This window comes from Zhihengliuella alba (genome assembly GCF_039538765.1).
GTDB lineage: Bacteria > Actinomycetota > Actinomycetes > Actinomycetales > Micrococcaceae > Zhihengliuella > Zhihengliuella alba.
The window spans coordinates 1,192,329-1,214,282 of sequence record NZ_BAABCJ010000001.1; the positions used below are offsets into that span (position 1 = coordinate 1,192,329).

Annotated in this window: 15 protein-coding genes, 1 tRNA gene, 1 pseudogene and 1 riboswitch; of the genes and pseudogenes, 6 read left to right on the plus strand and 11 right to left on the minus strand. The window is 72.2% G+C overall.

All coding sequences use genetic code 11. The annotated features are described in order from the left end of the window. The first annotated feature begins 8 nt into the window (after positions 1-8). A riboswitch (SAM riboswitch) is annotated at positions 9-147 on the plus strand. A gap of 12 nt (positions 148-159) precedes the next feature. Continuing rightward, entirely contained in the window at positions 160-663 is a 504-nt protein-coding gene (locus ABD784_RS05450; protein ID WP_344881024.1) for a hypothetical protein, read from the plus strand. Here ABD784_RS05450 and ABD784_RS05455 read toward each other — a convergent pair. Beyond that, complete coding sequence (locus ABD784_RS05455) at positions 588-1,019, minus strand: acyl-CoA thioesterase (RefSeq protein ID WP_344881332.1); 432 nt, start codon at positions 1,017-1,019, stop codon at positions 588-590. The genes ABD784_RS05450 and ABD784_RS05455 overlap by 76 nt on opposite strands. Before the next feature lie 49 nt (positions 1,020-1,068). After that, positions 1,069-2,148: an App1 family protein gene (locus tag ABD784_RS05460; RefSeq protein ID WP_344881026.1), complete on the minus strand. Its 1,080-nt coding sequence runs from the start codon at positions 2,146-2,148 to the stop codon at positions 1,069-1,071. A 163-nt stretch (positions 2,149-2,311) separates the two neighbouring features. Between ABD784_RS05460 and ABD784_RS05465 the strand changes: the two genes are divergently transcribed. Next, entirely contained in the window at positions 2,312-3,238 is a 927-nt protein-coding gene (locus ABD784_RS05465) for an inositol monophosphatase family protein (RefSeq protein WP_344881028.1), read from the plus strand. On the opposite strand, the gene ABD784_RS05470 is transcribed toward ABD784_RS05465, so the two are convergent. Continuing rightward, a complete protein-coding gene (locus ABD784_RS05470; protein ID WP_344881031.1) occupies positions 3,225-4,031 on the minus strand; it encodes a DUF4190 domain-containing protein in 807 nt (268 codons plus the stop codon). The two genes, ABD784_RS05465 and ABD784_RS05470, sit on opposite strands and share 14 nt — an antisense overlap. Before the next feature lie 134 nt (positions 4,032-4,165). Here ABD784_RS05470 and ABD784_RS05475 point away from each other — a divergent pair, with 134 nt between their 5' ends. Then, positions 4,166-5,275: a VIT1/CCC1 transporter family protein gene (locus ABD784_RS05475; protein ID WP_344881033.1), complete on the plus strand. Its 1,110-nt coding sequence runs from the start codon at positions 4,166-4,168 to the stop codon at positions 5,273-5,275. A gap of 24 nt (positions 5,276-5,299) precedes the next feature. Here ABD784_RS05475 and ABD784_RS05480 read toward each other — a convergent pair whose 3' ends face one another. Next, entirely contained in the window at positions 5,300-6,805 is a 1,506-nt protein-coding gene (locus ABD784_RS05480) for a CoA-acylating methylmalonate-semialdehyde dehydrogenase (RefSeq protein ID WP_344881036.1), read from the minus strand. A 303-nt stretch (positions 6,806-7,108) separates the two neighbouring features. Between ABD784_RS05480 and ABD784_RS05485 the strand changes: the two genes are divergently transcribed. After that, a complete protein-coding gene (locus ABD784_RS05485) occupies positions 7,109-10,549 on the plus strand; it encodes a DEAD/DEAH box helicase (protein WP_344881039.1) in 3,441 nt (1,146 codons plus the stop codon). A 23-nt stretch (positions 10,550-10,572) separates the two neighbouring features. Here the strand turns inward: ABD784_RS05485 and ABD784_RS05490 are convergent. From ABD784_RS05490 to ABD784_RS05505, 4 genes and pseudogenes are all read right to left on the minus strand, one after another. Further along, positions 10,573-11,635: pseudogene (locus ABD784_RS05490) on the minus strand (zinc-dependent alcohol dehydrogenase family protein). Between the two features lie 41 nt (positions 11,636-11,676). After that, the gene (locus ABD784_RS05495) at positions 11,677-13,374 is read right to left on the minus strand and encodes a thiamine pyrophosphate-binding protein (protein WP_344881042.1); all 1,698 of its coding nucleotides are present in this window, start codon (positions 13,372-13,374) and stop codon (positions 11,677-11,679) included. Continuing rightward, a complete protein-coding gene (gene speB, locus ABD784_RS05500; RefSeq protein ID WP_344881045.1) occupies positions 13,371-14,348 on the minus strand; it encodes an agmatinase in 978 nt (325 codons plus the stop codon). Before speB ends, ABD784_RS05495 begins: the two co-directional genes overlap by 4 nt. Positions 14,349-14,521: 173 nt before the next feature. Then, positions 14,522-15,097 (minus strand): helix-turn-helix domain-containing protein, encoded by a 576-nt coding sequence (locus tag ABD784_RS05505; protein WP_344881048.1) that lies wholly within the window; start codon positions 15,095-15,097, stop codon positions 14,522-14,524. 128 nt (positions 15,098-15,225) lie between these two features. On the opposite strand from ABD784_RS05505, the gene ABD784_RS05510 reads away from it, so the two are divergent. Next, the gene (locus tag ABD784_RS05510; protein ID WP_344881051.1) at positions 15,226-16,800 is read left to right on the plus strand and encodes a sodium:solute symporter family protein; all 1,575 of its coding nucleotides are present in this window, start codon (positions 15,226-15,228) and stop codon (positions 16,798-16,800) included. A gap of 187 nt (positions 16,801-16,987) precedes the next feature. Here ABD784_RS05510 and sucD read toward each other — a convergent pair whose 3' ends face one another. From sucD to pcrA, 3 genes are all read right to left on the minus strand, one after another. Further along, complete coding sequence (sucD, locus tag ABD784_RS05515; RefSeq protein WP_344881055.1) at positions 16,988-17,902, minus strand: succinate--CoA ligase subunit alpha; 915 nt, start codon at positions 17,900-17,902, stop codon at positions 16,988-16,990. Positions 17,903-17,918: 16 nt separating this feature from the next. Further along, positions 17,919-19,085, minus strand: a complete 1,167-nt coding sequence (gene sucC, locus ABD784_RS05520; RefSeq protein ID WP_344881058.1) for an ADP-forming succinate--CoA ligase subunit beta — start codon at positions 19,083-19,085, stop codon at positions 17,919-17,921. A gap of 246 nt (positions 19,086-19,331) precedes the next feature. After that, complete coding sequence (gene pcrA, locus ABD784_RS05525; protein ID WP_344881061.1) at positions 19,332-21,776, minus strand: DNA helicase PcrA; 2,445 nt, start codon at positions 21,774-21,776, stop codon at positions 19,332-19,334. Positions 21,777-21,874: 98 nt separating this feature from the next. Between pcrA and ABD784_RS05530 the strand changes: the two genes are divergently transcribed. Further along, positions 21,875-21,948 (plus strand) — tRNA-Arg (locus tag ABD784_RS05530). The last annotated feature ends 6 nt before the right edge of the window (positions 21,949-21,954 follow it).

Consider the following 21,954-nt stretch of genomic DNA (forward strand, 5'->3'; position numbering starts at 1 on the left):
GGGGGCAGCTTCACGAGATGCGGCCAACGACGGGCTCCGACCCGGCCGCGCACCAACCCCATGCTCACAGAGCGCCTCGCGGCGGTCTCACGGGTGGTTCGGATGACGAAGCGGCCCCGCGCAGACGCGCGCGGGCAAGAGCAACGAAAGGGAAACCCCGTGACCGTCGTCTTCGCCGACCGCGGCGCCGTGTGCGCGCACCCCGCCCCCGGCCACGCGCTCAGCACCACCCAGATCGTCTCCGTCCTCGAGGCCGACCGTCGAGAGTGGCTGCCCGCCACGGTGACGAGCGCCGACCGCCGGACGGGGAGGTTCACCGTGCAGCCGGCCTCCGGCGCCCCGTTCGAGGCGCACCACCACGACGCCGCCGCGGTGGCCCGGTTCCTGCCGCTCGGCCGGGGCTGCCTCTGGAACGCCGACCTCGGCGTCCTGATCGGCCCGGAGATCGCGGTCCGCGCGCGGGGGCTGCACCGGGAGATCGTCCGGCGGGCCCTGAGCCTGGCCGCGGCGCCCCTCGACGCATGCCACGCAGCACCCGGCGCAGCACTCGGCGCCGGGGTGGAGAAGTCCGGGCCGCCGCCGGAGGACTATCCGACGGCGGGCGGTCCCACGAAGGCCGCGAGCGCGGACCGGTGCTCCCCGGGCAGTCTCATCAGCCGCTGATCGGCGGTGGAGAAGAACGCCAGCGTGGTCAGCGCGCGCACGCAGACGGTCCCGTCCACGGCGTCACGGAACTCGTAGCTGACGTCGAAGCTGGCGGCCTTGGGACTGGAGATCCACACGTCCACCTCCGCCGGGACGTTGCGGTACTCCAGCGGCCGCGTGTAGCGCACGCGGTGCTCCACGACGAGGACCTGCGTCCCCTCGGGGACGTTGGCGAAGAGGTCCACCCGGGGCTGGCTGACGGGCCTGCCGGTCCCGCCCGGGACGCCGAAGGCCGCGATGCGGGCCTCCTCCATCATCCGGACGATGTTGACGTTGTTGATGTGCCCGTAGGCGTCCATGTCGGCCCAGCGCATCGGCACGCGGACCGGGACGCGGCCGCCGGCGGGCGGGGAGGCCGCCTCGCTACTCACCCTCGGCCTCCTCGAGGAGGCCGAGGTCGCGGAGCTGCTTGGCGATGGTGGCCCCGTCCGGCCCGTACACCCACGGGACCCCGGGGGTGGCGTGGACGGTGTGGAAGGAGCGGCCCCCGGCGAGCACGGCCTCCGACGGGGTGAGCTGGCGGATGACGATCGCGCGGACGTGGCCGGGGTGGCGGCTGGCGAACTCCGCGTAGATCTCCGGGTCGTGCTGGCCGTCGTCGCCGATGAGCAGCCATTTCACGTGCGGGAACTCGCGGGCCAGGCGGCGGAGCTCGTCCACCTTGTGCTGCAGGCCGGACCGGAACCACCGGCCCTCGGTGGGCCCCCAGTCGGTGAGCAGCAGCGGCCCGGTCGGGTAGAGGTTCCGGGTGAGGAACCGGGTGAGCGTCGCCGCCGCGTTCCAGGCGCCGGTGGAGACGTAGATGACCGGGGAGCCGGGCCAGGTCGTGGCGAGTCGCTCCATCATCACGGCCATGCCGGGCGTAGCCAGGCGGGCGTGCTCGGAGAGCACGAACGAGTTCCACGCCGCCAGCAGCGGCCGCGGGAGGGCCGTGACGACCACGGTGTCGTCGACGTCGCAGACGATCCCGAAGTCGGAGGACGCGTCGACGACGAAGACGTCGACGGTGGACGGCTCGGACCCCTCGGCGGTGAGCACCACCTCGTGCCACCCCGGCTCGAGGTCGATCGCGAGCCGGACGTCCAGGACCCCGCCGCGGTCGGCGTCGACGTGGAAGACGCGGCCGCCCACGCGCGCCTCGACCTCGGCGTACGGGATCGGCGGGGAGATGAAGTTGCGCCAGCCGCGGATCCCGTCGGCCACCATCTTCGAGTGCCGCAGGCCGTTGGTGAAGATCCCGGGCTTGGCGAGGACCACGCGCGCGAGCACGCGCACCCAGCCCGACGCCTCGGCGTCGTTCTCCGAGGTCGGGTCGGCGGTGGCGCCGTACCCCCGGAACGGCGTCACCGTGGGCAGGTGGCCGCGCGCACGCGACGCGCGCTCGCGGTAGGCGTGCCAGGCGTCCTCGAGCTGGACCCCCGGGTGCTTTTTCGGTGCGGGCATGGGATCAGTCTCGCACGCCCCCGGGCTCGCGCGCCGAATCGCCGGCCCTCCCCGCGCACGCTCCACCGCACACTCCACCGCGCGCTCCGCCGCACGCTCCTCGGCGCCCGTCCCGCCGGTGGCCGGGGACCGGGCGGGACGGGGCAGTCGCTAGGCTGGTGGCGTGGCCGACTCCGAACCCTCCCCCGCCCTCCTGCCCGTGTCCGACGACGAATCCCGCCGCCTCCGCGCCGCCGCCGAGTCCGCCGCGACCGGTGTGGGCGACCTGCTCCGCGGGGCCTTCCGCTCCGCGATGACGGCCACCAGCAAGCGCAACCACCACGATCTGGTCACGGAGTTCGACCGCGCGAGCGAGACGCGGATCGTCGAGTCCCTCGCGGCGGCCGTCCCCGACAGCCGGTTCCGCGGCGAGGAGGGCGGCGCGCACGGCTCCGGACGGGTCGAGTGGATCATCGACCCGGTGGACGGGACCAGCAACTTCGCCCACGGGGTCGCGTTCTTCTGCGTCTCGATCGCAGCGGTGGTCGAGGACGCCGTGGTCGCCGGGGTCGTCTACGACCCGGTCGCCGGGGACCTCTTCGCCGCCGACGCCACGGGGGCGTTCCGCAACGGTGTGCCCCTGGCCCCCGCCGGGGCGGAGGAGGAGCACGCGGCTTCCGTCATGACGGACTATCCCTCGGCCGAGGCGATCGAGGTGGACGGCGGCGCGGCGCTGGACGCCTTCGCCGAGCTCGTCACCACGTACGCGACCGTCCGCCGCAAGGTGTCCGGCGCGCTGGAGCTGGCCCACGTGGCCGCCGGCTGGGCCGACATCACGCTGGGCTTCGACACGAATCCCTGGGACGTCGCGGCGGGGGCGTTCATCGTGGCGCAGGCCGGGGGCACCTACGTGCCCTTCCGGTACGACGACGACGCGTCGCCGGCCGCGCCCGGCGTCCTGGGGCGCCGGGCCCACGAGGCGCCGACGTACCTGGCGCATGCGCCGGGCACCGATGCGGCGACGGCGCTGGCCGCCGTCCGCCGGATCATGGATACCCGCCGCCGGGCCGGCTACCGCGGCAAGGACGTCGAGCCGGTCAGAAGTCCGTGACGTGGCACTCGGCGCTGGCGCCGGGTCCGCTGCCGAACTCCTCGTCGACGACCGTCCCCTCCGCGTCGAGGATCCGGCAGCCCACGCGGCCGCTGCCCTCGTCGCTCTCCACGGTGATGGTGCCGAACAGCGGGTTGGCCTGCACGTCCTCGGACCAGGGGGACTCCGGGCCGACCGGGACGGTGGTGACGTCCTCCAGGGTCAGCGTGTAGGTGGCGGTGGCCGGCCCCTCGGCGATGGCCTCGAACCGGAACTCGGCCGTCTCCCCCATCGAGTCGGAGACCCAGCCGAAGAGTGCCACGGAGGCGATCGTCCACAGGGTGGCGAACAGCAGGGCGAAGACGCCGGTGACGATGCCGGCGATGGACAAGCCCCGGCGGGGCTGCCGGCGGGCCAGCCCGACGATGCCGAGGACGACGGCCGCCAGGCCGATCACGAACGCCAGGAAGTGCACCACGGGCACCACGGAGACCACCACCGCGACGATGCCCAGGACCAGGGCGGTGATGGTCAGGCCGGTGGCTCTCGGCGGCCCGGGAGGCCCGGGATAGCCGCCCCCGTAGCCTCCTCCTGAGCCGTACGGTCCGCCGGGGCCGTAGCCCGGTGCGGCAGGGGCGGGCCGGCCATCGCGCGGATCGCCGCCCGGCGGCATCGTCCGCGGGTCCGGCTGCCCCGGTACTGGGCCCGGCTGCTCCCAGGCCGACGGCGCGTTCGGGTCGGTCGGGCCCTGATGGTGCGGGCGGTCCCAGGGGTTCTCCCAGGCCGGTCGTCGGCCGTCGTCGTTCTGGCTCATGGTGGTGCTCGCCTCCTGCGGTGCTGCTGCGTCCAGCTTAGGCGGGAGACCGGCGAGCGCCGTCGTCCTCGTGGACGATATCCGCTGTCACCGGGGAGGGTCCTGCCGGACGGCGGGCTCTATACTTTCCGGTGATGACTCCGCACCGCAACGCAGAAGCGTCCCCCACACCCGCCCAGCTGCGCCGCTGGCGTCGCTATCTGGCCGATGAGCGGGCGGAGCGGGCCGTCTACGAGACGCTCGCCGAGAAGCGCACGGGCGAGGAGCGGATGATCCTGCTCGGGCTGGCCGAGGCCGAGCAGCGGCACGAGCAGCACTGGATCGACCTCCTCGGCGACGACGCCGCCCGGGCCACCGCGCCGTCGCCGCGCCGTGCCCTGCTGCGCTTCTTCGCCCAGCACTTCGGCTCCGTCTTCGTGCTCGCGCTGGCCCAGCGCGCCGAGGGGAGCTCCCCCTACACCGCCGACACCGACGCCTCCCGGCAGATGGCCGCGGACGAGATGGTCCACGAGGAAGTGGTCCGGGCGCTCGCGACCGCCGGCCGGCGCCGCCTCTCCGGCAACTTCCGGGCCGCCGTCTTCGGCGCGAACGACGGCCTGGTCTCCAACCTGGCCCTGGTCATGGGCATCGGGGCCACGGGAGTGGGCAGCGGCCTGGTCCTGGTCTCCGGTGTCGCCGGCCTGCTCGCCGGCGCCCTGTCGATGGCGGCCGGCGAGTTCGTGTCCGTCCGGTCGCAGCGCGAGTTGGTGAGCGCCTCGCAGCCGACCCAGGTGACGCTCTCGGCCGCGCCCCACCTGGACCTGGACCACAACGAGCTGGTCCTGGTCTACAAGGCCCGCGGCATGACCGAGGAGGCCGCCGAGCACCGCGCGGCGGAGCGCATGGGCTACTTCGCCTGCGACTGCGACCCGTCCCGTTCCTTCAGGCCGGAGGACGAACGCCCGGCCGAGGACCACGAGGACACGATGGGCTCCGCCGTGGGTGCCTCCGCGTCGAGCTTCTGCTTCTTCGCCTCCGGGGCGCTGATCCCGATCCTGCCGTACCTGTTCGGGATGACGGGGGTCGCCGCCCTGGTGCTGTCCGTGGCGCTCGTGGGCATCGCCCTGCTGTGCACCGGCGCGGTCGTCGGGCTCCTCTCAGGCGCTCCGCCGCTGCGGCGGGCGCTGCGGCAGCTCGCCATCGGATGGGGCGCGGCCGCCGTGACCTACGTGCTCGGCCTCCTTTTCGGCACCACGGTCGTCTAGGAGCGCCGCCGCTCGGGCGACTCGTCAGTGCTTGCCCGAGGACGGGAAGGCGAACGAGGCTCCGGAGGCCTCGGAGACCTCCGGCCAGCGAGTCGTCACCGCCTTGCCTCGGGTGTAGAAGCGGACGCCGTCCGGGCCGTAGATGTGGTGGTCGCCGAACAGCGAGTCCTTCCAGCCGCCGAAGGAGTGCCAGGCCACCGGGACCGGCAGCGGCACGTTGACGCCCACCATGCCGACGTGGATGCGGCGCGTGTAGGTGCGGGCGGCGTAGCCGGAGGAGGTGAAGATCGCCGTGCCGTTCCCGTACGGGTTGGCGTTCACGAGCTCGATCGCCTCCTCGAGGGTGTCGACGCGCACGAGCACGAGGACGGGGCCGAAGATCTCCTCGGTGTAGGCGCTCATCTCGCTCGTGACGCGGTCCACGAGGGTCGGGCCGACGAAGAATCCATCCTCGTGGTCCTGGACGACCAGGTCGCGGCCGTCGACGAGGATGGCGGCGCCGTCCTGCTCGGCCTCGCCGACGATCCTCTGGATGCGGGCCTTGGACTGCGGCGTGATGACCGGGCCCATGTCCGCGTCCGGCACGGTGCCCTCGGCCACCTTGACGTCGTTGGCGCGCTGGATCAGCTTGTCCACGACCAGGTCGCCGGCCTCGCCGACCGCCACGGCCACGGAGATCGCCATGCAGCGCTGCCCCGCCGATCCGAACGCGGCCGCCGTCAGGTGGTCCGCCGCGACGTCCATGTCGGCGTCGGGCATGACGACGGCGTGGTTCTTGGCTCCGCCCAGGGCCTGGACGCGCTTGCCGTGCGCGGTGGCCGTCTCGTGGACGTACTTGGCGATCGGGGTGGAGCCGACGAACGAGATCGCGTCCACGTCCGGATGCGTCAGCAGGCCGTCGACGGTCTCCTTGCCGCCGTGCAGGACGCTGAACACGCCATCCGGCAGGCCGGCCTGCTTCCACAGCCGGGCGATGAAGACCGATGCCGACGGGTCCCGCTCGCTGGGTTTGAGGATGAAGGCGTTTCCGGTGGCGATCGCGACGGGCGCCATCCACAGGGGAACCATGACCGGGAAGTTGAAGGGCGTGATGCCGGCGACGACGCCGACGGGCTGGCGGAACGAGTGGACGTCGATGCCGGTGGCGACCTGGTCCGAGAACTCGCCCTTCAGCGACTGGGAGACGCCGCAGGCGTACTCGACGACCTCGAGTCCGCGGCCGACCTCGCCGGCCGCGTCGGAGAGCACCTTCCCGTGCTCGCTGGTGACGATCGCCGCGAGCTCGTCGCGGCTGGCCGCGAGCAGCTCGCGGAACTTGAACAGGACTGCGGTGCGCTTGGCGATCGATGCCTCGGCCCAGGCGTCGGCGGCCGTGCGGGCCGCGGCGACGGTCGCGTCGAGGTCCTCCTGCCCGGCCAGGTGGAGTTCCGCGGAGACCTGACCGGTCGCCGGGTTGTAGACCGGCTGGGTGGCTCCCCCGGACCCGGGGGTCTCCTGGCCGTTGATGAAGTGCTTGATGCTGGTGGTCATCTGTTGCCTGCCTCTGCGTGTCGGGCGCCGGTGCGCTCGACGGACTCGTGGGTGCTCGATCAGGTAGCGGACGCCTCGCGCACGCCATCGTGGTCATGCTCCGCGAGGAGGCCGGACTTCCCTGATCGTAAGCGCCGTCGAACCACTCCACGAAGCTCCGTGTCGCCGGGCCCGCCCGGAGGCCCCGTCGGGATCCCGGCGGCCATCCCGACGACCGTCCCGACGGCCGTGCCGACAGCCGGATCCGGCGGCCCGGACAGGGGCCGATTCGCCTGCCAGCACGCGGCGTGAAAAGATGTGCGGATGACCGGCCCGCAGTTCCCGCTGATCGATGCCCGCGAGATCCTCCGCGTCGTCGGAGGCGCCGCCTTCACGCGCGGGAAGGGCTACGCCTCGTCGGAGCACATCTCCCAGCTGGCCTGGGACCCCGGGGCCGCCGAGCTCTCCGGCCGCGTCCAGGGCACGGAGCGCGAGCCGTACTCGACCACGGTCCGCCTGGTCGACAAGAAGGGCGCCTGGGCCATCGCGGACTCGTGGTGCAGCTGCCCCGTCGGGACCGCGTGCAAGCACGCGGCGGCGCTGATGATCCTCTCCAACACGCTGCACCTGCAGGCCAAGGACGTGGTCTACCGGGAGCCAGAGCCCGCCCCGGGGTGGCACCAAAGCCTGAGCACCCTCCTCAGCGCCGGCACCGCGGCGAAGCCGACCCGCGCGAAGGCCTCGCCCCGCCCGCGCGGCGGCGACGACGCACCGGACCCAGTCCAGCCGCTCGCCCTGCAGTTCGACGTGCAGGACAGCCAGCTCTCCGCCCACCGCGGCTGGGCGCCCGGCTCGGGCGCCGGACGCCAGCGTCCCACCCGCCGGTTCCGCCTCGGCGTGCGTCCGATGGTCCGCTCCGGCAACGGGCGCTGGGTCCGCGGCAACCTGCGCTGGAATACCATCAGCTTCAAGACCTACGGGCTGAACCTCGACGAGGAGCAGCACCGGTGGTTCTGCCAGTTCGTCCCGCTCTACCGCGCCAACGGCCAGCTGTACTTCGGCGAGGACAACGACTGGATCTACCTGGACGACTTCTCCTCCCCGCTGCTCTGGACCCTGCTGGAGGAGGCCGCCGGGCTGGGCATCCGCTTCCTCGGTCTCTCCCCCGTCGAGACGGTCCGGATCGATCCGCCCGCCCGGGTGACGCTCGCCGTCGAACGCTCCGGGGCCACCGCGGAGGGAGCCGGCACCGCCGGTGCCGGGAAGGGCAGTGCCGGGAACAGCGGTGCCGGGAACGACGGCGGGCTCGGACTCTCGCCGCATCTGGAGCTCAACGGCGAGTCGCTCGCCGTCGCGTCCAACCGCCCGATGGGCGCCATCGGCGACCACGGCGTCTACGCGCTGCGCGGCGCGGCGCTGACCATCGCGCCGACCGACCACCGGCTCAACCCCGCCGAGCAGGAAATGCTGCGGTCCCCCGAGCGGATCGACATCCCGGCGGGCGACGTGGACGAGTTCATGAAGCGCGTGTACCCGCGCCTGGGCCGCCGCGTCTCGGTCTCCAGCACCGACCCGGAAGTGCTGCTGCCCCGGATCGAGCCGCCCCGCCTGGTCCTGGACGTGGACTACACCGGCGAGGACAAGGCGTCCCTGAACTGGTCCTTCGACTACGCCGGCACCACGGTGGACGCGGAGACCCGCGACACCGAGGTGGAGCAGCGCCTCGAGGACGCCGCGCTCGCCGCCCTCGCCGACACTCCGCTGGCGGGGAACGTCCTGGTCCCCCGCACGCTCAAGGGGCTCGACACGGTGGACTTCATGCGCCGGGTCCTGCCGGCGCTCGAGACGCTCGAGGACACGGAGGTGCGCACCCACGGCGAGCCGCCGGAGTTCACGGAGCTAACGGAGTCCCCGGAGCTGACGGTCACCACCGTGGAGTCGGACAAGCGCGACTGGTTCGACCTCGGGCTGATGATCCGGGTCGGCGAGCTGAGCATGCCGTTCGCCGACGTGCTCCGCGCGCTCTCGCGGGGCCAGGCGCGGATGCTCATGCCGGACCGGACGTACTTCTCCCTGGAGCACCCGCTGTTCGACAAGCTGCGCGCGCTGGTCGCCGAGGCGTCCCAGCTGGCGGACCGCAAGTCGGACGAGCTGCGCATCACCCGCTACCAGGCCTCGCTCTGGGAGGAGCTGGACGCGCTGGCGGCCAGTACCGCGGGCCCGGACTCCTGGTACGCCGGCGTCGGGTCCCTCCTGAACTTCGCCGAGACCGGGCCCCTGGACCTGCCCGCCGGCCTGAACGCCTCCCTGCGGCCCTACCAGGTGGACGGCTTCCGCTGGCTGTCCACCCTCTGGCAGAACGGCCTCGGCGGCGTCCTCGCCGACGACATGGGCCTGGGCAAGACCCTGCAGACCCTGGCGCTGATGCTCCACGCCAAGCAGGCGTGGGCCGCGGCGGGCCCGGACGGACAGGGCGAGCGCACCGAGGTCACCGCGAGCACCACCGCCGCCGACGCGAACCTCCCGGGCGCGTTCCTCGTGGTCGCGCCCACGTCGGTGGTCGGGAACTGGGCCGACGAGGCCCGCAAGTTCGCGCCCGACCTCAAGATCGCCACCGTCACCGACACCCAGCCCCGCGCCCGGGTGAAGCTGCGGCAGCTGGCCGCGGAGAACGACGTCGTCATTACCTCCTACACGCTCTTCCGGCTGGACGACGCTGCCTACCAGGAACAGACCTGGGCCGGCCTGATCCTGGACGAGGCGCAGTTCGTGAAGAACAAGGCGACCAAGGCCCACCACGCCGCCCGGGACCTGAACGCGCGTTTCAAGCTCGCGATCACGGGCACGCCCATGGAGAACAACCTCATGGAGCTGTGGTCGATCTTCGCGATCGTCTCCCCCGGGCTCTTCCCGTCCGCGCTGCGCTTCGCCGAGCACTACCAGCGGCCGATCGAGCGGCAGGGTCTGGACGAGCCGCGCGAACGGCTCCGCCGCCGCGTCCGGCCGTTCATGCTGCGACGCACCAAGGACGCCGTGGTGACGGACCTGCCGCCGAAGCAGGAGCAGGTGCTGCACGTGGAGCTGGCGCCGAAGCACCGGAAGGTCTACGACACGCACCTGCAGCGCGAGCGCCAGAAGATCCTGCGGCTCGTGGACGACATGGACAAGAACCGGTTCACGATCTTCCAGTCGCTGACGCTGCTGCGGATGCTGGCGCTGGACGCCTCCCTGGTGGACCCGGAGTACGACGGCGTCGCCAGCTCCAAGCTCGACATGCTGTTCGAGCAGCTGGAGGACGTCCTCGCGGAGGGGCACCGGGCCCTCGTGTTCAGCCAGTTCACGTCCTTCCTGAAGAAGGCGGCGGACCGGCTCGAGGCCGAGGAGGTCCCCTACGTCTACCTGGACGGCTCCACGCGCAACCGGCCGGAGGTCATCGCCCAGTTCAAGGAGGGTCAGGCCCCCGTCTTCCTCATCTCGCTGAAGGCGGGCGGCTTCGGGCTGAACCTCACCGAGGCCGACTACTGCTTCCTGCTGGACCCCTGGTGGAACCCGGCCGCCGAGTCGCAGGCCGTGGACCGTGCCCACCGCATCGGGCAGACCCGCAGCGTCATGGTCTACCGCATGGTCGCCAAGGACACGATCGAGGACAAGGTCGTGGCACTCCAGGACGCGAAGCGCCGGCTGATCTCCTCCGTCATGGACGAGGGCGACGGCTTCGGCTCGGTGCTCTCCGCGGATGACATCCGCGACCTGCTGAACGACTGACGGATCCCCCGGCCGCCCCGGTCCTACGGCCGGAGCATGACCTTGATGGAGCGGCGCTCGTCCATGGCGCGGTAGGCCTCGGCGGCGTCCTCGAGGGGCAGGACGGCGTCGAAGACCCGGCCGGGGTCGATCGTCCCGGCGAGGACGTCCTCGAGCAGCTCCGGGATGTACAGGCGCGTGGACGCCGCCCCGCCGGAGACGGCGATGTTCTTGGCGAAGAGCACGCCCGCGGGGATCTCGGCCCCGCCGGCGGGCACGCCCACGAACCCGAGGGCGCCGCCCGGCCGCGTCGAGCGCAGCGCCTGCTCCATGGACTCCTTGGTGCCCACGCACTCCAGGACGCAGTCGGCGAGCCGGCCGCCCAGGAGCTCCCGGACCCGGGCTGCCCCGTCGGCTCCGCGCTCGGGGACCCACGTCGGTGGCGCCGAACTCGCGGGCCAGCGCGGCCCGGTCCTCGTACCGCGACATCACGATGATCCGCTCCGCGCCGAGGCGCTTGGCGGCGAGGACCGCGCAGAGGCCGACGGCGCCGTCGCCCACGACGACGACGCTCCGGCCGGGTCCGACCCCGGCGCAGACGGCCGCGTGGTGCCCGGTGCCCATCACGTCGGTGAGCGCCAGCAGGGACTTGAGGGTCGACTCGTCGGGGTCCTCGGCGCGGAACTGCGGGACGGGGACGAGGGTGCCGTCGGCGTTGGGGACGCGCACGGCCTCGCCCTGGCCGCCCTCGACCGGATCGCCGTGCTCGTCGCTCCAGCCCCAGCCCGCGGCGTGCTCGCACGCGACGAGGACCCCGTTGCGGCAGTTGATGCAGTCCCCGCAGCTGTTCTTCCAGGGCGTGACGACGAAGTCGCCCACGGTCACCGCGCGCACCTCGTCCCCGACGGCCGTGACGCGGCCGACGAACTCGTGGCCGATCGGCCGCGGCTCGTCCACCGCCCGGACGCCGCGGTAGGGCCACAGGTCCGAGCCGCAGACGCAGGACGCGCTGACCCGGACGACGGCGTCGGTCGGGCGGATCGGCTGCGGTTCCGGGCGGTCCTCCACGCGGATGTCTCCGGGGGCGTGGATGATGGCGGCGCGCATGGATGCTCCTTGTCTGGGGCGGCTGGTGGTCCGCTCCCAGCCTACGACGCGGCGGCCGCGTCCTCCGGCTGCGCCTCCTCCAGGTGGGTGGGCGCGAACATGCGCAGGAGCGTGCGGACGACGACGACGTTCGGGCCGTCCTGCGCCCACGCCCACTCGAGCGCGGAGCCGACCTCGGCTGCCTCGACCGTGCGGGCGGGCACGCCGAAGGACTCGGCGAGGGCCGCGAAGTCGGGGCGGGCGAGCTCGGTCGCCGTGGCCTGGCCGAACGCGTCCGTCATGTACTCGCGGAGGATGCCGTAGCCGCCGTCGTCGACGATCAGCCAGGTCACGGCCGCGCCGTGCTGGCGGGCGGTGGCCAGCTCGGCGATCGAGTACATGGCGGAGCCGTCGCCGGAGACGGCGAGCACGCGCTCGGTCCGGTCCGTCGCCGCGAGCCCGACAGCGCCCCCGAGGGCGCCCGGGAATCCGTAGCCGAGGCCGCCGGCGCCCTGGGCGGAGTGGAACGCGCCGGCCCGGGCGTCCCAGCAGGACCAGCCCCAGTAGGCGGCGATCGTCATGTCCCAGAAGGTCTGCGCCCCGGACGGCACGGCGTCCCGCACTGCCTGCATGAACGTCCGCTCGTGCCCGAGGTCCTGTGCGTCGAGCCGGTCGCGGACGGCCCCCAGTCTCGCGGCGGTCTCGGCGGCGGCGCTGCGGCCGGACCAGTCCGAGGCGGACGGCTGCCCCGGCTGCGCCTCGATCCCCGCGGCGAGGGCCTCCAGCGCCAGGCGCGCGTCGGCGTGGAGCCCCAGCCCGGGCAGGTTGGAGCCGAGGACGCGGGGCTCGGCGTCGATCTGGATCAGCCGGCCGCGCGGGGCGAGCGTGAAGTAGTTGGACGAGACCTCGCCGAGGGACGTGCCGACGGCGAGCAGGACGTCGGCCTCCTCCAGCAGGTCGGTGGTGCAGCGGTCCTCGATCCACGACTGCAGCGAGAGGGGGTGCTCCCAGGGGAACGCGCCGTGGCCGCCGGGCGTGCAGATCACGGGGGCGTCGACGAGCTCGGCCAGCCGGAGCAGCTGGTCCTCGGCGCCGGCGCGGCGGACGCCGCCGCCGGCGATGATCGCGGGACGCTGCGCCGCGCCGAGGAGCCGGACGGCCTCCGCGGTCAGCTCGGGGGCCGGCGCCGGGCCGGGCGTGCGGGAGGCGTCCGCGGCCGCCGGGAGCGGTGCGGGGAGTTCGGTCGGGGCGAGCAGGAGGTCCTGCGGCACCTCGACCCAGACGGGCCCCTGCGGGGCGGCGGTGGCCTCGGCCCAGGCGGCCCGGATCGCCGGGGCGATCGAGGCCGCGGTGCGGACCGTGCGCTGGGACTTGGTGACCTGGGCCGCCGCGGCGGCCTGGTCGTCGAGCTGGTGGAGCATGCCCTTGCGGGTCCCGCCCAGGCCGGCGGCCGGGACCTGGCTGCTGACGACGACGATCGGGACCGCCGTCGCGCAGGCCTCCTGGAGGCCGGCGAGCGCGGTGAGCGCACCCGGTCCGGTGGACACGAACAGCACGCCGACCTCGCCGGTGGCGCGGCTGAAGCCGTCCGCGGCGAACGCGGCGTTGTTCTCCACGCGGGAGGAGACGAAGCGCAACGGCGAGCGCCCCAGCGCATCGAAGAGCCCGAGCGCGTGCTGGCCGGGGATGCCGAACACGGTGCGCGCGCCGAGCGCGGCGAGGGCCTCGACGACCAGGTCGCCGCCGTTGCGCCGGCTCATGCCCGGGAGGCCCGCAGGTCGGCCATCAGCGTGATGAGGTCGTAGCAGACGTGCGAGGCCGCGACCCCGGTCAGCTCGGCGTGGTCGTAGGCCGGGGAGACCTCGACGACGTCGGCGCCGACGAGGTCCAGCCCGCGCAGGCCGCGGATGATCTCGAGCAGCTCCCGGCTGGTCATGCCGCCGGCCTCCGGGGTTCCGGTGCCGGGCGCGTGGGCCGGGTCGAGGACGTCGATGTCCACCGAGACGTAGAGCGGGCGGTCGCCGACGCGCTGGCGCAGGGTCGCGACGACCTCGTCCACCCCGCGGCGGAAGATGTCGGAGCTGGTGATGATGCCGAAGCCCATCCGCTCGTCGTCGTCCAGGTCCTTCTTGCCGTACAGGGGGCCGCGGGTGCCGACGTGGCTGATGGCGCCGGTGTCCACGATGCCCTCCTCGACGGCGCGGCGGAACGGCGTGCCGTGCGTGTAGTCGGCGCCGAAGTACGTGTCCCAGGTGTCCAGGTGGGCGTCGAAGTGCAGGAGGGCCACCGGCTGGCCGGCGCGCTCGGCGGCGGCGCGGAGCAGGGGCAGGGCGATCGTGTGGTCGCCGCCGATGGTCATGAGCGAGGCGCCGTCGGCGGTCAGCTCGAGGGCGTTGCGCTGGATGGTCGCGATGGCCTCGTCGATGTTGAACGGGTTCACGGCCATGTCGCCGACGTCGGCGACCTGGACGTTCTCGAACGGGCTGACGTCCAGGGCCGGGTTGTAGGGCCGCAGCAGGCGGGAGGCCTCGCGCACGTGGGTCGCGCCGAAGCGCGCTCCCGGCCGGTAGGACACACCGGTGTCGAAGGGGACGCCGACGATCTTGATGTCGGCGGACTCGACCTGGTCCAGACGCGGCAGGCGCGCGTAGGTCGCGGCGCCGGCGTAGCGCGGGATCTGGGACGAATCGATGGGGCCGACGTTGCCGTTGGCCTCGACGCGGATCTCTTCCATGGTGCTCCTCCGTGGGCGGCTGCCGGCGCGGGCCCGGGCGCGACGTCGTCGTCGATCCCAGAAAGTTGCACAGCAGACAACAGTTGTTTTCTCACCCGAGGTTAGGCCCGACACGCTCCGCCGTCAATGCGGCCGGCCTGGAGGGAGGTGCGGCGCAGCGGTGCCGGTCCTGCTCAGCCCCGGCCGGAGAGCACGAGGGTCCAGAACACCACGGCGGGCGCGTCGTCCGGATTGACCCAGCTGTGCGGCTCGCGCCCCGGGAAGGTGACGGTGTCCCCGGCGGCGAGCTCGACGTCGTCGCCCGGCAGCCGCAGAACGAGCCGGCCCGACTCGACGTGGAGCACCTCGACCTCGCAGTCCACGGAGTAGAGTTCCTCCTCGCCCGCCCCGCGCGGCTCGATGTCCGCACGGATCACCTGGACGCGGCGCTCGGAGCGCGCGGTGAGCAGCTGCTCGTGGATCCCGCTGCCCCCGAGCGAGACGCCGAGGCCCTCGCCGGCGCGCACCAGATGCGTCTCGGGCCGCTCGAACAGCTCGCCGACCGACAGCGAGAGCGCCTCGCAGATCGTCACCAGCGAGGCGACGGACGGCGAGGTGAGGTCCCGCTCGACCCGCGAGAGGAAGCCGCGGGTCAGCCCGGTCGCGGCGGCGAGCTGCTCGATCGTCATGTGCCGCCCGCGGCGCGCGGACCGCAGCCGGCTGCCGATCGCGATCGGCGCACTGGTCGGCTCGACGGCCAAGGCCTTCATGTCACACTCCTGGATCCGGGGACGGGGGCCGCGGCGGGCGGTCCCGTCGCAACAACAGTAACGGGGATTGTCCTGTGCCCGTCGTCACCTTACCCTTGAGACAACTTCCGTTTACTGTCAGGAACCTCATGGACATCATCAACTCGAGTATCGTCGCGGTCTACCTGGCCGCCATGCTCCTCTTCGGCTGGTGGGGCAAGTCCCGCACGAAGAGCACCAGCGACTACCTCGTCGCCGGCCGCCGGCTTGGCCCGTTCGTCTACACCGGCACCATGGCCGCCGTCGTCCTCGGCGGCGCCTCGACCGTCGGCGGCGTCGGACTGGGCTACCAGTACGGCATCTCCGGCGCCTGGCTCGTCATCGCCATCGGCTCGGGCGTGCTGATCCTCAGCCTCTTCTTCGCCCCGCGCCTGCAGCGCCTGAAGATCTACACCGTCTCGCAGATGCTGACCCTGCGCTACGGGTCGCCGCGCGCCACCCACGCCTCCGCCGTCGTCATGCTGGCCTACACGCTCATGCTCTGCGCCACGTCGACGGGCGCCTACGCGACCGTCTTCGTGGTGCTCTTCGACTGGGAGCGGTGGCTCGCCATCATCGTCGGCGGCGGCGTGGTCCTGGTCTACTCGACGATCGGCGGCATGTGGTCGATCACCCTGGCCGACCAGGTCCAGTTCATCATCAAGACCATCGGCGTCTTCGCGCTCATGCTGCCCTTCACGCTCGGCGCGGCGGGCGGCGTCGACGGCGCCCGCGAGCGCCTGGCCGCCGAGTTCTTCCAGTGGGACGGGATCGGCACGCAGACGATCATCACCTACTTCGTGGTCTACACGCTGGGTCTGCTGATCGGGCAGGACATCTGGCAGCGCGTCTTCACCGCCCGGACGCCCACGGTGGCCCGCTGGGGCGGCGCCTCCGCCGGCATCTACTGCATCCTCTACGGGATCGCCGGCGCCATCATCGGCCTGGCGGCCCGCGTGGCGCTGCCGAACCTCGACACGTCGGAGGGGAACGACGTCGTCTACGCGGCCGTGGCCGCCGACGTCCTGCCGATCGTCATCGGCGGCATCGTCCTCGCCGCGGCCGTGGCCGCGATGATGTCGACGGCCTCCGGTGCGCTCATCGCGGCCGCCACCGTGGCCCGCAACGATGTCACTCCCCTGGTGGCGGGCTGGTTCGGCCGTCGCCACACCGACGAGGTGGAGGTCGACGAGCACGACATCGCCGGCAACCGGCGCTGGGTCCTGGGCCTCGGCGTCGTCACCGTGGTGCTGGCGATCATCGTGGACGACGTGGTCGCCGCGCTGACCATCTCCTACGACCTCCTCGTCGGGGGCCTGCTGGTCGCGATCCTCGGCGGCCTGGTGTACCGCCGCGGCAACGGCGTGGGGGCGGCTGCCTCCATGCTCGCCGGCACGGTGGTCACCGTCGCCACGATGATCGTCCTGGAGGTCCGCGCCGAGGAGAAGTTCGGCGGCGTCTACGCCAACGAGCCGATCTACTTCGGGCTGATCGCCTCGGCCGTGGTCTACCTGGTCGTCAGCCTGCTGACCAAGCCGACCGACGCGTCGATCATGGCCGCCTGGGACGCGCGGCTCGCCGGCGGCGGCGACAGCCCGCTGGAGCCCGCCGGAACGGCCGCTGCCACCGCCGACACCGCGACGCACGCGGATCCGCCGACGGACGGGGCAGCCGGGTCCCGCTGAGGCCCGGGCGTGGCGCGGCGGTCCCTGCGCCGCGCCCTCGGACCCGCCCCCTCGGCGCGCCCCCTCGGCGCGCCCCGCGAGACGGGGGCCACCAACGACGAGAGCCGCCTCTCCCCCAGCGAACATGCTGGGGAGGGGCGGCTCTCGTCGTCCGTGCCGGGGCGGCCCGCAGGCCGTCGCTCCCGGGTCAGGCGGGGTAGATCTCGCGGAGGAGACGCGCGGTCTCCGACGGGGTCTTGCCGACCTTGACGCCGGCGGCCTCGAGGGCCTCCTTCTTGGCCTGGGCCGTGCCGGAGGAGCCGGAAACGATGGCGCCGGCGTGGCCCATGGTCTTGCCCTCGGGCGCCGTGAAGCCGGCGACGTAGCCGACGACGGGCTTGGTGACGTTGGCCTTGATGAAGTCGGCCGCGCGCTCCTCGGCGTCGCCGCCGATCTCGCCGATCATGACGATCGCCTTGGTCTCCGGGTCCGCCTCGAACGCCGCGAGCGCGTCGATGTGCGTGGTGCCGATGACCGGGTCGCCGCCGATGCCGATGGCGGTGGAGAACCCGAGATCGCGCAGCTCGTACATCATCTGGTAGGTCAGCGTGCCGGACTTGGAGACCAGGCCGACACCGCCCTTGCCGGTGATGTTCGCGGGGGTGATGCCCACGAGGGACTCCTCCGGCGTGATGATGCCGGGGCAGTTCGGGCCGATGATGCGGGTGACCTGGTTGCCGTCGGCGTCCACCTTGGACTGGGCCAGCGCCCAGAACTCGGCCGAGTCCTGCACCGGCACGCCCTCGGTAATCACCACGACGAGGCCGATGGAGGCCTCGATGGCCTCGACGACCGCGTCCTTGGTGAACTTCGGCGGGACGAAGACGATCGACACGTCGGCGCCGGTCTCCTGCATCGCCTCGGCGACGGTCCCGAAGACGGGCAGCTCCACGGCGGCGCCGTCCTTGGCCGTGTGCGACACGGTGGTGCCGGCCTTGCGGGCGTTCACGCCGCCGACGATGTCGGTGCCGGCGGCGAGCATGCGGGCGGTGTGCTTGGTGCCCTCCGCGCCGGTGATGCCCTGGACGATGACCTTCGAGTCCTTGTTGATGAAGATAGCCATGTGAGTTCCTCGATCCTTAGGCGTTCGCCAGCTCGGCGGCCTTGTCGGCCCCCTCGTCCATGGTGGTGGCCAGGGTGACCAGCGGGTGGTTGGCCTCGGCCAGGATGGCCCGGCCCTCCTCCACGTTGTTGCCATCGAGACGGACGACGAGCGGCTTGGTGGCCTTCTCGCCCAGGATCTCGAGGGCCTTGACGATGCCGTCGGCGACGGCGTCGCATGCCGTGATGCCGCCGAAGACGTTGACGAAGACGGACTTCACCTGCTCGTCGTTGAGGATGACGTCCAGACCGGAGGCCATGATCTCGGCGGATGCGCCGCCACCGATGTCGAGGAAGTTGGCGGGCTTCACGTTGCCGTGGGCCTCGCCGGCGTAGGCGACGACGTCGAGCGTCGACATGACCAGGCCGGCGCCGTTGCCGATGATGCCCACCTCGCCGTCGAGCTTGACGTAGTTGAGGCCGGCGGCCTTGGCCTTGGCCTCGAGCGGGTCGGCGGCACCCTTGTCCTCGAGCTCCTCGTGGTCCGGGTGGCGGACCGCGGAGGCGTTCTCGTCCAGGGAGACCTTGCCGTCGAGGGCGATGATCTCGCCGGCGCCGGTGCGGACCAGCGGGTTGACCTCGACGAGGGTCGCGTCCTCCTCCGTGAAGACGGACCACAGCTTGACCAGTGCGTCCGCGACCTTGCCGCGCAGCTCCTCGGGGAAGTTCGCCTCCGCGACGATCTCGTCGGCCTTGGCCTGGTCGATGCCCACGAGGGGATCGACGGCCACCTTGGCGAGCGCCTCCGGGCGCTCGACGGCGAGCTGCTCGATCTCCACGCCGCCCTCGACGGAGCACATGGCGAGGTAGTTGCGGTTGGCGCGGTCCAGCAGCACCGAGAAGTAGAACTCCTCCGCGATGTCCGCGCCCTGCGCGATCATGACCTTGTTGACCGTGTGGCCCTTGATGTCCATGCCGAGGATGTTCGAGGCGTGCTCGAACGCCTCGTCGGCGGTCTTGGCGACCTTCACGCCGCCGGCCTTGCCGCGGCCTCCGACCTTTACCTGAGCCTTGACCACGACCACGCCGCCGATCTTCTCGGCAGCGGCCTTGGCTTCTTCTGGGGTGTACGCAACGATGCCGGCGAGCACGGGAACGCCGTACTTCTCGAACAAATCGCGCGCCTGGTACTCATACAGGTCCACGGGGCTGTGTCCTTCTACGTCGAAGTCGTGTCTATGCGGAACCCGCCGGACGCGTCAGACCGACGGACTCCTGTGGGAGACTGCGCTCCCACGGCGCTCAGCGCCTCGCTTAGACTAACGCGTTCCGATCACGGGCACACTTCTACGGTCCGTAGACGAGGCGCCCCCGGGGAGGCCCGACGGCGCGCAGGAGCGGGCGCCGATCACGCGGTGACGTGCGGCGCGCGCCCCGGCCGTCGGCGCGGATCAGTCGGACTCGATCCTCTCCAGCGGGGCGTAACGGAGCAGGAGGCGCTTCTCGTCCGTGGCGAAGGTCACCTTGGCCACGGTCTTGTCGCCGGCCCCCTCGAGCGCGATGACGGTCCCCTCCCCGAAGGTGGCGTGCCGGACACGGTCGCCGACGGCGAGCGCGATGACCTCCTTCTGCTGCTGCACGCGGCCCCGGCCGCCGGCCCGCGTCGTGGCGTCGGTGCGCAGCGTGGCCGTCTCCGGGTCGCCGGCCCGACGGGCCGGTCGCCCGGCGCCCCAGGAGGAGGCGTCGTCGCCCCGGCCGGCACCGTACCGGCCCGAGCCGAAGCCGCCGCCGAACCCACCCGACCCGAAGCCGGAGCCGAAGCCTCCGCCGGAGGCGAAGGCGGGCCGGCTGCTGCCCTCGCGCTTCCAGTCCAGGAGGCGCTCGGGGATCTCGGCCAGGAACTGACTGGCCGGGTTGTACTGCGACTGCCCCCAGAGGCTGCGGTACTCGGAGCGGCTGACGTACAGGCGCTTCCGGGCGCGCGTCAGCCCGACGTACGCGAGCCGGCGCTCCTCGGCGAGCTCCTTCTCGTCCGTCATGGACCGCTGGTGCGGGAAGATGCCGTGCTCCATGCCGGTGAGGAACACCACCGGGAACTCGAGGCCCTTGGCCGTGTGCAGGGTCATCAGGGTGACGACGCCCTCGCGGGCGGCCATCTCCTCGCCCTCGGCGTCGGTGGGGGCGTCCGGGATCTGGTCGGCGTCCGCGACGAGGGAGACCTGCTCGAGGAACGCCTCGAGCGAGCCATCGGGGTTCTCCCGCTCGTAGTCGCGCACCACCGCCACGAGCTCGGCGAGGTTCTCCACCCGGGACTCGTCCTGCGGGTCCGTCGACTTCCGGAGGGCCTCGAGGTAGCCGGTCTGCTCGAGGACCGCCTCGAGCGCCTCGGCCGCCCCGGAGCCCTCGGCGACCACCTTGAGGTCGTCGATGAGCTTCACGAACCCGTTCACGCTGTTCAGGCTGCGGGTCGCCAGGCCGGGAGCCTCCTCGGCGCGGCGGAGCGCCTCCATGAAGCTCAGCCGGTCGCGGCTGGCGAGCGCCGCGACGGCGTACTCGGCCCGGTCCCCGATACCGCGCTTGGGCTCGTTGAGGATGCGCCGGACGTTGATGTCGTCCTCCGGGTTGACCAGGACGCGCAGGTAGGCGAGGGCATCCTTGATCTCCTTGCGGTCGTAGAAGCGCGTCCCGCCGACCACCTTGTACTTCAGGTCCACGCGCATGAGCTGCTCCTCGAGGGAGCGCGACTGCGCGTTGGTCCGGTAGAAGATCGCCACGTCGCCGGGGCGGATGCCCTCCTCGTCGTTCAGGCGGAGGATCTCGTCGGTGATCCAGCGCGCCTCGTCCTGCTCCGACTCCCCGACGTAGCCGATGATCCGCTCGCCGTCGCCCTCGGCCGTCCAGAGCCGCTTGGGCGGGCGGTCCGGGTTCTTCTCGATCACCGCGTTGGCCGCGGAGAGGATGGTCTGGGTGGAGCGGTAGTTCTGCTCGAGCTTGATGGTGGCCGCGTCCGGGTAGTCCTTGCCGAACTCGACGATGTTGCGGATGTCGGCGCCGCGGAAGGCGTAGATCGACTGGTCCGAGTCGCCGACGACGGTCAGCTCGCCGCCGGGCGTCTGCCCGTCGGGCCCGGTGAGCTCGCGGACCAGCGAGTACTGGGCGTGGTTGGTGTCCTGGTACTCGTCCACCATGACGTGGCGGAAGCGGCGCCGGTAGTTGTCGGCCACTGCCGGGAAGGCCCGGAACATGTGGACGACCTGGCCGATCAGGTCGTCGAAGTCGAGCGCGTTCGCCTGCCGCAGGCGCTGCGTGTACTGGCTGTACACCTCGGAGACGGCGCGGCTGAAGGGGTCCTGACCCGCCGTGGAGATGTAGTCCTCGTCGTCGATCAGCTCGTTCTTGAGCGAGGAGATCTTGTTCTGGATCGCCTTGGGCGCGAACTTCTTGGGGTCCAGGTCCAGGGACTTCGCGATCATGGTGATCAGCCGCAGCGAGTCCGCGGCATCGTAGATCGAGAAGTTGGACTTCAGCCCGACGGCGGCGGCCTCGCGCCGCAGGATCTTCACGCACGAGGAGTGGAAGGTGGAGATCCACATCTTCTCCGCGGCCTCGCCGACCAGTTCCGAGATGCGCTCGCGCATCTCGGCGGCGGCCTTGTTCGTGAAGGTGATCGCCAGGATCTCGTGCGGGCGGGCGCGGCCGGTGGCCAGCAGGTAGGCGATCCGGTGCGTGAGCACGCGGGTCTTGCCGGAGCCGGCGCCGGCCACGATCAGCAGCGGCGATCCGGAGTGCTTGACGGCCTCCAGCTGCTCGGGGTTCAGCCCCTCCAGCAGGGCCTCGGCGTCCGGCGTGGCCGTCGGTCGAGCGGGCGCGGCGAAGTCGTCGAAGAGAAAATCCATGGTGGATCCAGTCTAGGGCCGGGCACCCCGACGGTGGTGTCCGCCGAGAGGAACCGGCGGCGAACCGCTAGTATGGTTCCGCGCCCGTTCGCGGGCCCGCCCCTGTAGCTCAGTTGGATAGAGCGACCCTCTCCTAAAGGGTAGGCCGTCGGTTCGATTCCGGCCAGGGGCACAACAC

Bases quoted from the DNA above. Each gene is read 5' to 3' on its own strand.
- ABD784_RS05505 (WP_344881048.1), bottom strand. From the start codon at position 15,097: ATGAAGGCCTTGGCCGTCGAGCCGACCAGTGCGCCGATCGCGATCGGC.
- ABD784_RS05455 (WP_344881332.1), bottom strand. From the start codon at position 1,019: ATGCGCTGGGCCGACATGGACGCCTACGGGCACATCAACAACGTCAAC.
- ABD784_RS05460 (WP_344881026.1), bottom strand. From the start codon at position 2,148: ATGCCCGCACCGAAAAAGCACCCGGGGGTCCAGCTCGAGGACGCCTGG.
- ABD784_RS05495 (WP_344881042.1), bottom strand. From the start codon at position 13,374: ATGAGCCGGCGCAACGGCGGCGACCTGGTCGTCGAGGCCCTCGCCGCG.
- ABD784_RS05510 (WP_344881051.1), top strand. From the start codon at position 15,226: ATGGACATCATCAACTCGAGTATCGTCGCGGTCTACCTGGCCGCCATG.
- ABD784_RS05485 (WP_344881039.1), top strand. From the start codon at position 7,109: ATGACCGGCCCGCAGTTCCCGCTGATCGATGCCCGCGAGATCCTCCGC.
- ABD784_RS05475 (WP_344881033.1), top strand. From the start codon at position 4,166: ATGACTCCGCACCGCAACGCAGAAGCGTCCCCCACACCCGCCCAGCTG.
- pcrA (WP_344881061.1), bottom strand. From the start codon at position 21,776: ATGGATTTTCTCTTCGACGACTTCGCCGCGCCCGCTCGACCGACGGCC.
- ABD784_RS05470 (WP_344881031.1), bottom strand. From the start codon at position 4,031: ATGAGCCAGAACGACGACGGCCGACGACCGGCCTGGGAGAACCCCTGG.
- sucD (WP_344881055.1), bottom strand. From the start codon at position 17,902: ATGGCTATCTTCATCAACAAGGACTCGAAGGTCATCGTCCAGGGCATC.
- speB (WP_344881045.1), bottom strand. From the start codon at position 14,348: ATGGAAGAGATCCGCGTCGAGGCCAACGGCAACGTCGGCCCCATCGAT.
- ABD784_RS05480 (WP_344881036.1), bottom strand. From the start codon at position 6,805: ATGACCACCAGCATCAAGCACTTCATCAACGGCCAGGAGACCCCCGGG.